This is a genomic window from Parabacteroides bouchesdurhonensis, from assembly GCF_900186615.1.
GTDB lineage: Bacteria > Bacteroidota > Bacteroidia > Bacteroidales > Tannerellaceae > Parabacteroides > Parabacteroides bouchesdurhonensis.
In genome coordinates, this window is sequence record NZ_LT896588.1 from 859,088 (window position 1) to 871,111 (window position 12,024).

At 41.7% G+C, this 12,024-nt stretch carries 13 protein-coding genes and 1 tRNA gene; 12 read left to right on the plus strand and 2 right to left on the minus strand.

The genetic code is table 11. The features are described 5' to 3' along the window. Positions 1-84 precede the first annotated feature (84 nt). The 5 genes from aroQ to C1721_RS03745 all read left to right on the plus strand — a co-directional run bounded on the left by aroQ (position 85) and on the right by C1721_RS03745 (position 4,314). Positions 85-501: a type II 3-dehydroquinate dehydratase gene (gene aroQ / locus C1721_RS03725; RefSeq protein ID WP_102407222.1), complete on the plus strand. Its 417-nt coding sequence runs from the start codon at positions 85-87 to the stop codon at positions 499-501. 124 nt (positions 502-625) lie between these two features. Then, the gene (gene pyk / locus C1721_RS03730) at positions 626-2,083 is read left to right on the plus strand and encodes a pyruvate kinase (protein WP_102407223.1); all 1,458 of its coding nucleotides are present in this window, start codon (positions 626-628) and stop codon (positions 2,081-2,083) included. A 15-nt stretch (positions 2,084-2,098) separates the two neighbouring features. After that, entirely contained in the window at positions 2,099-2,725 is a 627-nt protein-coding gene (locus tag C1721_RS03735) for an O-methyltransferase (RefSeq protein ID WP_102407224.1), read from the plus strand. A 12-nt stretch (positions 2,726-2,737) separates the two neighbouring features. Then, positions 2,738-3,073: a 30S ribosome-binding factor RbfA gene (gene rbfA, locus C1721_RS03740; protein ID WP_102407225.1), complete on the plus strand. Its 336-nt coding sequence runs from the start codon at positions 2,738-2,740 to the stop codon at positions 3,071-3,073. Positions 3,074-3,084: 11 nt separating this feature from the next. Next, positions 3,085-4,314, plus strand: coding sequence for an FtsX-like permease family protein (locus C1721_RS03745; RefSeq protein ID WP_102407226.1), 1,230 nt, complete (start codon positions 3,085-3,087; stop codon positions 4,312-4,314). Here the strand turns inward: C1721_RS03745 and msrB are convergent, their stop codons facing one another. Both msrB and C1721_RS03755 read right to left on the minus strand, forming a co-directional pair. Beyond that, positions 4,315-5,376, minus strand: a complete 1,062-nt coding sequence (gene msrB, locus C1721_RS03750) for a peptide-methionine (R)-S-oxide reductase MsrB (protein ID WP_102407227.1) — start codon at positions 5,374-5,376, stop codon at positions 4,315-4,317. A 138-nt stretch (positions 5,377-5,514) separates the two neighbouring features. Further along, positions 5,515-6,600 (minus strand): mannose-1-phosphate guanylyltransferase, encoded by a 1,086-nt coding sequence (locus C1721_RS03755; protein WP_102407228.1) that lies wholly within the window; start codon positions 6,598-6,600, stop codon positions 5,515-5,517. 153 nt (positions 6,601-6,753) lie between these two features. Between C1721_RS03755 and C1721_RS03760 the strand changes: the two genes are divergently transcribed. The 7 genes from C1721_RS03760 to C1721_RS03790 all read left to right on the plus strand — a co-directional run bounded on the left by C1721_RS03760 (position 6,754) and on the right by C1721_RS03790 (position 12,023). Next, positions 6,754-6,837, plus strand: a tRNA-Leu gene (locus C1721_RS03760). A 237-nt stretch (positions 6,838-7,074) separates the two neighbouring features. Next, complete coding sequence (locus tag C1721_RS03765; RefSeq protein WP_008761984.1) at positions 7,075-7,983, plus strand: hypothetical protein; 909 nt, start codon at positions 7,075-7,077, stop codon at positions 7,981-7,983. Between the two features lie 125 nt (positions 7,984-8,108). Continuing rightward, positions 8,109-8,396 carry a helix-turn-helix domain-containing protein gene (locus tag C1721_RS03770; RefSeq protein ID WP_004323794.1) on the plus strand — a complete coding sequence of 96 codons (288 nt, stop codon included), beginning with the start codon at positions 8,109-8,111 and terminating at the stop codon, positions 8,394-8,396. Positions 8,397-8,401: 5 nt separating this feature from the next. Beyond that, a complete protein-coding gene (locus C1721_RS03775; protein WP_004323793.1) occupies positions 8,402-9,475 on the plus strand; it encodes an AAA family ATPase in 1,074 nt (357 codons plus the stop codon). Between the two features lie 163 nt (positions 9,476-9,638). Continuing rightward, the gene (locus C1721_RS03780) at positions 9,639-10,604 is read left to right on the plus strand and encodes a toprim domain-containing protein (protein WP_008761985.1); all 966 of its coding nucleotides are present in this window, start codon (positions 9,639-9,641) and stop codon (positions 10,602-10,604) included. Between the two features lie 146 nt (positions 10,605-10,750). Then, on the plus strand, positions 10,751-11,134 hold the full coding sequence (locus C1721_RS03785; RefSeq protein ID WP_004310825.1) for a MobC family plasmid mobilization relaxosome protein: 384 nt from the start codon (positions 10,751-10,753) through the stop codon (positions 11,132-11,134). Beyond that, complete coding sequence (locus C1721_RS03790; protein WP_102407229.1) at positions 11,100-12,023, plus strand: relaxase/mobilization nuclease domain-containing protein; 924 nt, start codon at positions 11,100-11,102, stop codon at positions 12,021-12,023. Before C1721_RS03785 ends, C1721_RS03790 begins: the two co-directional genes overlap by 35 nt. The last annotated feature ends 1 nt before the right edge of the window (position 12,024 follow it).

The following is a 12,024-nucleotide window of genomic DNA, read 5'->3' on the forward strand; positions in this document are numbered from 1 at the left end:
TGTACGTGTCAAATAAAATCACTACCTTTGCCGGATAATTCCAACCCGTAAGGGCAGTACAAAGGTAATAAACTTACAAATAAAATGAAGAAGATTCTAATCATCAACGGCCCAAACCTGAACTTATTGGGCAAACGCGAGCCAATGGTCTATGGCAACGCTTCATTTGAAGACTACCTGGCTGAACTGCGTACAAAATATCCTCAACATGAAATTGCTTACTTTCAAAGCAATATAGAAGGAGAGATGATTAATAAGATTCATGAAGTAGGTTTCGATTACGACGGCATCATTTTAAACGCCGGTGCCTACACGCACACTTCCATTGCTTTGCATGATGCCATTAAAGCGGTTACGACACCAGTGGTTGAAGTACATATTTCAAATGTACATGCGCGTGAATCCTTTCGCCACGTTTCTATGATTTCGGCCGCTTGTAAAGGTGTTATCATCGGATTTGGATTAAATTCATACAGGTTAGCACTTGAATCTTTCCTATAAGAAAAAACGGTTCCATTCGGGAGAAATTTAAATTTCTTCCGAGAGAAAATAAAATTCCTTCCGAAAGGGAGGTTTTGGGGAAGTAAAAATAAAAGGTAAATAATAAGGTTATAATTTAAGGTATATGTTAAAGCATACAAAGATTGTTGCTACGATTTCCGATCAGCGTTGTGATGTCGATTTTATCGATTCATTATACAAGGCGGGAATGAATGTTGTGCGCCTCAACACAGCTCACATGGCAGAAGAAGGTTTAAGTCGTGTAGTTAATAACACCCGTACTGTTTCAGACCGTATTGGTATCCTGATGGACACAAAAGGGCCCGAAGTCCGTACGACAGTTACGGTTGGAAAAGAACCAATCCCATTTACGACCGGCGAACATGTTAAAATTATCGGTGACCCGGATAAAGAAACTTCCCACGATTGTATTTATGTATCATACAAAAATTTCGTTTCCGACCTGACTATAGGCAGTGATATTCTGATTGATGACGGAGATCTGGAACTGAAAGTTATAGAGAAGCAGCCGGACTACCTGGTTTGTGAAGTAGGTAATGATGCGACATTAGGAAGCCGTAAAAGCATAAACGTTCCGGGCGTACGTATCAACTTACCCTCATTAACAGAAAAAGACCGTAAGAATATCCATTGGGCTATCAGTAATGAATTGGATTTCATTGCCCATTCTTTTGTGCGGAATAAACAAGACGTTTTGGATATTCAACGTATTCTGGACGAATACGACAGCCCGATTAAAATTATCGCCAAAATTGAAAACCAGGAAGGTGTTGACAATATAGAAGAAATACTGGAAGTTGCCTACGGTATAATGATTGCCCGTGGTGATTTGGGGATAGAAGTACCTGCCGAAAAGATCCCGGGTATTCAACGAACCTTAATCCGCAAATGCGTGGAAGCCAAAAAACCGGTTATCGTAGCTACGCAAATGCTCCACTCGATGATAAACAATCCACGTCCTACCCGTGCCGAAGTCACGGATATTGCAAATGCTATTTATTATCGTACAGATGCGTTAATGCTAAGTGGGGAAACAGCATACGGTAAATATCCTTTGGAAGCTGTACAGACTATGACAAAGGTTGCCCGTGAAGCAGAAAAGACAAAATTAGCAGCAAACGATATACGCGTTCCTATTGAAGGAAACGATTTGGATATAACTTCATTCCTGGCAAAACAGGCTGTGAAATCTTCATCCAAACTGCATGTTAAAGCAATCATTACAGATAGTCACACAGGAAGAACCGCCCGTTATCTGGCTGCATTTCGAGGAACTTCTACCGTGTTTGCTATTTGTTATAATTCCCGCGTGATGCGTATGCTTGCATTGTCTTATGGCGTTTGGGCTGTTTATCAACCGTGGAATGACAGTCGTCGTGGTTATTTCTATGACGCGCTAAATCAATTGATCAAAAGCGGACGTATCACAAACAACGACATGGTTGCTTATCTGAGCGGAAGTTTCGGAGAAGGAGGAGGAACTACATTCCTTGAAATCAACAATGTAGGTAAAGTATTGGAAGCCGGAAAAAACTATCAGCTTCCTACTTTTAAAGAATAAGAATAATTCCGTGACGTGACAATAGATGAGTACATATTATCTCATATAGACGAAGAAGGAACGCTACTTTCCTCTTTAAACCGGGATGCGAATGTGAACCTTCTCCGTCCACGTATGTTATCAGGACACTTGCAGGGGCGAATACTGAAAATGTTCTGCCGGATGCTTCGTCCGTATCGGATACTTGAAATAGGCACATACACAGGCTATGCCACTCTTTGCATGGCGGAAGGAATAGAAGACGATGCTTTGATCCATACACTGGAAATCAATGATGAAATGGAAGATTTCATCTTAAAGTATCTGGATCGTTCGCCCCACAAAGACAAAGTACGCCTGCATATCGGTGACGCGATGGATATTATTCCTCAATTGGATGAAACGTTTGATATGGTTTTCATTGATGCCGATAAGCGTTTGTATTCGGATTATTACGATCAGGTTTTCCCTAAAGTCCGTCCCGGAGGATTGATTCTGGCTGATAATACACTATGGGATGGAAAGGTGCTTGAAAAACCACACCCGTCGGATAAGCAAACAATCGGCATTCTGGCTTTCAATGAGAAAATAAAGAATGACGACCGGGTAGAAAAAGTAATTTTACCTTTACGCGACGGTCTTACAATGATTTGGAAAAAATAAAATATAGAGATTATGGAAAGTACAAGATTGAATAAAATAGAACGCCTTATCCAAAAGGAACTGAGCGATATATTCCAAAAGCAAACACAAGCTATGCACGGAGTATTAATATCCGTCAGCAGAGTGCGTGTAAGTGCGGATTTAAGCGTGGCACGTGCCTATCTGAGCATTTTCCCTTCCGAGAAATCGAAAGAACTGATGGAAGCTATCCAGGCAAATACAAAAGCAATCCGTTTTGATTTGGGACAACGTACAGGAAAGCAATTGCGGAAAATTCCTGAACTGAGTTTCTTTATCGACGATTCATTGGATTATATTGAAAATATTGATAAGTTACTGAACAAGTAAATAAAACCACCTTGAATTTCCCGTTCTATATAGCCCAGAGGTATCTCTTCTCGAAGAAATCGCACAATGCTATCAATATCATTTCAATGGTATCGGTATGCGGAGTTGTGGTTGCAACCATTGCTCTGGTATGTGCGCTTTCGGTATATAACGGGTTCAACGATCTTGTTTCTACTCTATTCAGTAATTTCGATCCGGAACTAAAGATAACTCCATCTACAGGAAAAGTGTTCGATCCTGACAGCCAGGAGATGCAAGCCGTCAAAAAATTACCGGAGATTGCCGTATTTAGCGAAGTGCTGCAAGACAACGCATTGATTCGTTATCGCGACCGTCAGGATGTTGCCACTCTAAAGGGTGTAGACAATAAGTTCGAGGAGCTTACACAAATAGACAGCGTTTTGATAGACGGCCGTTTTGCTCTACGTGAAGACGTTGTAGACTATGGAACATTGGGCATCGGATTAGCCTCCAAATTAGGAATCAATGCAGGGTTTGTCTCCCCGATGGAAATATATGCGCCCAAACGTAATGAGAAAGTCAACATGTCTAATCCGGCTACTTCTTTCAATGTAGAATATGCTTATATAGGCGGAGTATTCTGCATTAATCAGCAGATGTATGATGAAAGCATGATGATTGTCCCGCTCGATCTGGCGCGTAAACTATTCCATTATGATAATGAAGTGACTGCAATAGAGTTGAAACTAACGGAGAAAGCCAACCTGACAACCGTAAAAAAACAGATCAAAGAGATTCTGGGAGACAAATTCCTCGTACAAGATCGTTTTGAACAACAGGAAGCCTCTTTCAAAATGATGCAAGTAGAAAAATGGATGACATTCCTTATCTTGAGTTTTATCCTTACAATTGCCTTATTTAATGTAGTCGGTTCACTTTCTATGTTGATGATAGAAAAGCATGATGATGTTCGCACACTTCGCAATATGGGCGCAGACAATAAACTGATCCGCCGGATATTTTTATTTGAAGGCTGGATGATTTCCGGCTTCGGTGCTTTGATAGGTATTGCTGTAGGAGTAATCCTTTGTCTGCTACAACAAGAATTGGGATTAATAAAGTTAGGCCAGACTGCCGGAGCTTTTATTATAGATGCTTATCCTGTCCGTATTGAAATAAACGATATTGCTACCGTATTCTTCACAGTATTAACAATAGGCTTACTGGCCGCCTGGTATCCTGTACGCTATCTAGGCAAAAAGTGGCTGCAAACCGCTTAACTACTTATCCAACAAATAAAGATAATCCGAATAACCTTCCTCTTTCATTTTTTCTTTCGGGATAAAACGCAAGGAAGCGCTATTAATACAATAACGTAATCCTCCTTTTTCCGTAGGTCCGTCTGTAAATACATGTCCCAAATGTGCATCCCCTATCTTACTACGAACTCCCATACGAGTCATTCCATGCGATGTATCCAAATTTCCTTTTATCAATTCTTCTTTAATCGGCTTGGAAAAGCTGGGCCATCCACAACCGGACTCAAATTTATCAGTCGACACGAACAATGGCTCGCCGGTCGTAATATCGACATAAATACCTTCCCTGAATTCATCCCAATACTCATTATGAAAGGGAAGCTCTGTTGCATTTTCCTGAGTAACGGCGTATTGCTCATCTGTCAGTTTCTTACGCAAAGTCGCATCATCCGGTTTCTTATATGCAGTTGAGGCATTGGCTGTACGGGCAAGCTCAAAGAGTTCGGGATTAATATGGCAATAACCGCCGGGATTCTTATCCAAATAATCCTGATGGTAATCTTCTGCCGGATAGAAGTTTTCCAATGGTTTGATTTCTATAACAATCGGTTTTAAGTATTTCTTAGCCAAAGATTCAACAGCTGTTTGAATGATAATAAGATCTGATTCATCTTTATAATAAATTCCTGTTCTGTATTGTGTTCCCTGATCTCCACCTTGGCGATTCATACTTGTCGGATCAATTGTCTTAAAATAAAGCTCTAGTAATAGCTTCAAGTCAACCTGCTGTGGGTCATACGTAACTTTCACAGTCTCTGCAAAACCGGTATCATCCATACACACTTGCTGATACGTTGGGTTGGGAATATTGCCATTAGCATATCCAACTTGCGTAGTAATTACTCCGTTTATTTGTTTCATAAAATGTTCTGTTCCCCAGAAACAGCCACCGGCAAAATATATTTCCTTCATATCTTTCATATTCTTTGTCTCCTGCGCATTTAAATTATTCGTAAAACCAAACATATTAGCAATCGTAAGACTGCCAATCAATACAATTACAATTATAGAAATATTTTTCATATTGTCTCCTTTCTAATAGAACAAATTAAAGACTTAAAAAGAGCTGACTTTTGAAACTAAAAGTCCCGTCTTAACACTTCAAAAGAGCTGACCTTTGAAATGTTAAGACGGGACTTCTATATTCAAAAGATATATACTTTAATTAAATTCCTTTCCGTATTTCATTTGGGCATCTGCAACATATTGTTTGATACGCTGCTCATCATCCTTTTTACAGATAAGTAACACATTTCCCGATTCTGCTACAATGCAATCATTGATACCTTGTACCACTGCCAAGCGTTTCGGATCTTCAAGAGCAATTACGTTATTTTTGCTTTCATATAGCATTGCCCTATTATTTTTCAGGACAGCATTATTGTTTTCGTCCTTATGTGCGATGTCGAACAAAGAGCCCCAAGTTCCCAAGTCTGCCCATCCAAAATCCGCACAGAGCATATATACATTATCTGCTTTTTCCATAATTCCGTAATCTATAGAGATATTCGGACAATATGGGAAATGCTCATGTATGAAATCACGCTCTTTATCAGTATTAAATTGGTCTTTACCCAAATCGAAACGGGCACTTATATCCGGCAAGAAGTTCTCAAAAGCGGATATTATTGTATTTACATTCCAAACAAATAAGCCGGAGTTCCAGAAAAATTCACCACTTTCATAGAATACTTTTGCCAATTCCAAATTAGGTTTCTCCGTAAAAGTCTTCACTTTTGTAAAACCGCCTAACATCATATCATTGCTCTGTTGTATATAACCATAAGCAGTCTCCGGGCGGCTCGGTTTAATACCCAATGTCACCAAAGAATTATTCTCTTTTACAAAATCCAATCCCTTTTGCACATCGCGCAAAAAGACGTCTTCTTTTAAAATAAGATGGTCCGATGGAGCCACTACAATATTAGCATTCGGATTACAAGCTTTTATATGATAAGCCGCATAAGCAATACATGGTGCCGTATTACGGCGTGTAGGCTCAAGCAGAATCTGGCTATCTTTTAACTCGGGCAATTGTTCCTTAATTAGTTTGGCATACAACTCATTGGTAACAATATAAATGTTCTCGACTGGAATAATTTTGGCGAAACGATCGAAAGTCATTTGTAATAATGATCGTCCGGTACCAAAGAAGTCAAGGAATTGCTTTGGATAACTCTCTCTGCTAAACGGCCAGAAACGACTTCCAATTCCTCCCCCCATGATAACGCAATAATTATCTTTCATGATATAGTTATTATTAATTTCACATCAACTACAAAACTAACGAAATAATCTATTATTTATTCTTCCCTCACACAATATTTGAAAAAAAACAATGAATCGTTTGTGAGATTCAAAAATATATCTACCTTTGCATCGCATTTGAAAACAACAAATGCCCAGATGGCGGAATTGGTAGACGCGCTGGTCTCAAACACCAGTGGATTCACTTCCATGCCGGTTCGATCCCGGCTCTGGGTACGAATAAACCCTGATAATCACCTGATTGTCAGGGTTTTCTGCTTTTATAGGGCGTACTAAATGTGTACTGAATGACGAATACAAAGAAAAGGTGTACTTTAATAGTTTTCTTCCCCATATCTTTATGATTTCTTAACGCTTATCCTATCTTTATCTACCTTATTATTGCCGATGTTTTCGGGAAAAGTGAGATTCTTACCTTATATTTGTAGTAAGAACGTTTAAAGGCGCACGATTATGGAAAATCATATGGAAAACAATTTCAGAGAAATACAGAAGATATTAGATAGTTGTATAGCTCATGACTATAAAACTAAAGTAGATGCACTATTTTTAAAACGTGAATATTTGACGCAAGCTCAGCTAAAGGATTATTTGCGGCAAGAAATTTTCCGTGTGACTGAAAATATTGTAGCCATCCAACAAAAATACCGTGTCGTGCGTAACATTGTATTGGATATGGATATTCCCGATTTTTTGTGGGAAAGCGGTTATTTTGAGGACTTGAATTCTGATGAAAGAAAAAAGTATATCGGTTTCCGCTGCTCTGATTTTGATATGGACGCATATTTGCATGAACCGTCCTGTTATGATGGGCGGCTTCCCTATTTGTCCATTATCGTTAATCTTGTCGTGCTTTCCAAGTATTTGCGCTATCTGCAAGAACAGGAAAGCAATTACCATACAGATGCGGTTGCCATCCAAGAGCAAGTCTTGCCAAAAGAGAAAGAGGAAAGTGCAGATACTAATCCAACCAAGATTGTGGGCAAAAGCAATCCTTTCAAGTCCACGTTGAAAGCCAATGAAATCAAACTTCTGACCGACTGTGTGAATGAAGCGAATATGTTTACTACTACCGTCAGTGCCAAAATACTTACCGATTTTTTCAACTGCAAACTGAATGGGGTATTGAAAGTTAATAATACCCGTCTGTTAGCCTATCTTATGATGCAGCTTGGCTGCTATAATTACATTGTTTATGAATGGCAGTCTGTCATAGCAAATAACAAGCTGATATTAGGAAAGATAAAAGGAGAACCACTTACACGTACTGACTTATCCAGTGCAACAGACCAAGCAAAAAACATCTATCCGAAAGGATATGAAATCATAGACAAGTACATCAAACAACTGAAAAAAGGTTGAGCATAGATTGAACGCTCAAACAAAGGTCAATTAGACTTCATTTTCAACCTCTTAACTTTGCCCCCGTTAACAAAAAAAACGAGGGTGCGCACCTTCATATTGTTTCACCTAAATTCCTAAACAATATGGAAAGAGATTTAGAGTTAAGAGTTTCAGAACTCGAAAAATTAGTGTTCCTTTCAAAGAATGTGCTTAGCTTCGATGAAGCGAGCAGGTTCTTGAACCTTTCTAAAAGTTACCTGTACAAGTTGACTTCGGGTAACTTGATACCCCATTACAAGCCGCAGGGCAAAATGCTTTATTTTGAGAAAGCGGAGTTGGAAGCATGGTTGCGTCAGAACCCGGTCAAGACGCAGGCACAGATAGAGCAGGAAGCGCAGAAATATATCCTTAACCGTCCTCTAAAGAAATAACGGTTATGGAAAATAGAAAAGCGACAGAAGCTGGGCAGGACGTCACTATGCAGAAAGAGGATTTCGCAGTTCTTTGGAAAACCATTCATCTAAAGGTGACGGACACTTACGAAGTACCGCCCGAAATACTCTGGGTGAACGGCTCTACCATTGGCACGCTGGGTAATTTCAGTGCATCCACGGGTAAAGCCAAGAGCAAAAAGACATTCAACATTTCCGCTATCGTTGCGGCAGCGTTGAAGAATGACGAAGTACTGAAGTATTCGGCATACTTGCCACCGAACAAACGGAAAATCCTCTATGTCGATACAGAGCAGAGTAAATACCATTGCCACAAGGTCATGGAGCGTATTTTACGACTTGCCGGACTGCCTACCGACAAGGACAGAGACGATTTTGTTTTCATCGTGCTAAGGGAGCAGACACCCGACAAGCGGAAACAGATTATCGGCTATATGCTTGAAAATATGCCCGATGTGGGGTTACTCATTATTGACGGAATCCGTGACTTGATGTATGACATCAACAGCCCCAGTGAATCGACTGACCTAATCAACCTCTTGATGCGCTGGTCAAGCGGATATAACCTGCATATCCATACTGTACTGCATTTGAACAAGGGGGATGACAACACAAGGGGACATATTGGTACGGAGCTGAACAACAAGGCTGAAACCGTCCTGCAAATCACGAAAAGCCAGCAGGACGGCAACATAAGCGAGGTAAAGGCGATGCACATACGTGACCGGGAATTTGACCCGTTCGCATTTCGTATCAATGACAACGCTTTGCCCGAAATCGTGGATGATTATGTATTCCAACAACCTAAGCAAGACAGGAATTTTCCGCTTACGGAACTGACTGAACAGCAACACCGGGAAGCGTTGGAGAACGGTTTCGGCAAGCAGGTGGTACAAGGCTATTCCAATGTCATAGCGGCATTGAAGCAGGGTTATGCGAGTATCGGCTACGAGCGTGGACGCAATGTCCTTGTGTCACTTAACAAGTTTCTTGTGAACAAGCGCATGATTGTGAAAGAGGGCAAGGGCTACCGATATAATCCCGATTTCCATTATTAAAAGTCAGTTTGGTTTAGTCCGGGTGTATATATAAGAGGAACGGACTTACTATTTCCCTGTTTCGGAACAAGCAGGTTTAGTATGGTACGGGTATATATATAACGGACTAAACAGGACTGGCGCACTTTTCAACTATTTTTTAATCCCCAAAAAAGAAAATGTTATGAACATCGAAGATGTGAAACAAATACCCATCGCAGACTATCTGCACAGTTTAGGTTACTCTCCTGTCAAGCAGCAGGGCAACGGCTTATGGTACAAATCACCGTTAAGGGAGGAACACGAACCGTCTTTCAAGGTGAACACTGACCGCAATCTTTGGTATGACTTTGGAGCAGGCAAGGGCGGCAACATTATTGCACTGGCAAAGGAACTCTATTGCTCCGGCAGCCTGCCATACCTTTTAAACCGGATAGCGGAACAGACACCGCACGTCCGCCCGGTCAGTTTTTCTTTTCCCCAGCGTAGGACAGAACCGAGTTTCCAACATTTGGAAGTCCGTGACTTGACCCATCCGGCATTGCTCCGTTACTTGCAGGGGCGGGGTATCAATATCGAACTGGCAAAAAGAGAATGTAAGGAACTCCATTTTACCAATAACGGCAGACCGTTCTTTGCTATCGGTTTCCCGAATATGGCAGGAGGTTACGAGGTTCGCAATTCCTTTTTCAAAGGCTGCATCGCCCCGAAAGACATCACCCATATACGGCAGCAGGGAGAGCTGAGAGAGAAATGTTTGGTATTCGAGGGTTTTATGGATTATCTTTCTTTCCTCACGCTCCGGATGAAGAACTGTCCGACCATGCCCGACCTTGACAGACAGGATTATGTCATACTCAACTCTACTGTCAACGTGCCGAAAGCCATTGACGTGCTGTACCCATATGAACGCATCCACTGTATGCTTGACAATGACGAGACGGGGTTTCAGGCTACACAGGCTATTGCATTGGAATACTCCTACCATGTGCGTGACTTCTCGGACAATTATAGGGGCTATTCAGACTTGAACGATTACCTGTGCGGCAAGAAGCAGGAACAGAAGAACAGCACCAGCCAAGTACAGGAGATAAAGCAGGAAACCGGACAACGTGCCGCCCCAAGACAGAAAAGGGGCAGGGGGATTTAGTCCGGCAGGATTACCAACGGCAGGCGGTTTAATTTGGAGAGCAAGGTTATGTTTCGGTAAACCGAAACTACCTTGCTTTGCTCATCACAAAGAAAATTTCTCCCGTTGGTCGCAATTTTTAAGACACCATTTAAACGTAAAAACCTATGACGAATATAAAGGATAAGCCGGGGGGACGTCCGGCAAAGAAACGGATAGAGAAGCAGCAACGGGTTGTCAGTACGAAACTGACCGAGTTGCAGTATTACGCCATCAGAAAGAGAGCCGGAGAAGCCGGGTTGCGTGTCAGTGAGTATGTCCGGCAGGCAGTTGTTTCGGCAGAGGTCATACCCCGGCTGAATAGGCAGGATGCGGACACCATCCGCAAGCTGGCAGGGGAAGCCAACAACATCAACCAACTGGCACACCGGGCAAATGCCGGAGGTTTCGCACTGGTGGCGGTGGAACTGGTGAAACTGAAAAACAGGATTGTCGAAATTATAAACCAGTTGTCGGATGATTGGAAAAATAAAAAAGGGAAGCGGGTTTAAGGGCTGCGTAAACTATGTGTTGGACAAGGAACAGGCGGCTTTGCTCCATGCGGACGGGGTACTGACAGAAAGTCAGGGAGATATAATCCGCAGCTTCTGTATGCAGACCGGGATGAATCCCGACTTGAAAAAGCCAGTCGGACATATTGCGTTAAGCTATTCGGCAGTGGATGCACCCAAATTGACAGACGAGAAGATGATACAGCTTGCGCAGGAATATATGCGTGAAATGAAAATTACCGATACGCAGTATATCATCGTGCGCCATCAAGACCGGGAGCATCCGCACGTGCATATCGTGTTCAACCGTATAGACAACAGCGGCAAGACTATTTCGGACAGGAACGATATGTACCGTAACGAACAAGTATGCAAGAAGCTGAAAGCCAAACACGGGCTTTATTTCGCTGGTGGAAAAGAACAAGTAAAGCAGCACCGCTTGAAAGAGCCGGACAAATCGAAATACGAGATTTACAACGCTGTAAAGAATGAAATCGGAAAGTCCAAGAACTGGCAGCAGTTACAGGAACGGTTAGCGGAAAAGGGTATTACTATCCTGTTCAAGTATAAGGGGCAGACGGGCGAGATACAGGGCGTTTCCTTTTCCAAAGGCGAATACACGTTCAAGGGTTCGGAGATAGACCGTAATTTCAGTTTCTCCAAACTGGATAAATGTTTTGGGGATGTAGGGCAGGCGACAGTCGGAAGCAATAAGCAGACGGTTACCGCACCTGTTCAGAAATCAGTATCAGCATCCGACAAAGCGGATAATTCTTTTATTGCAGGTTTAAGCAGTCTGTTTTCCGGTTTGTCAGCCCCGGCTGATGAAATGCCCGATGATTCCTTTTTGAGAAAGAAGAAGAAAAAGAAAAAACAACTTAAACTGTAAA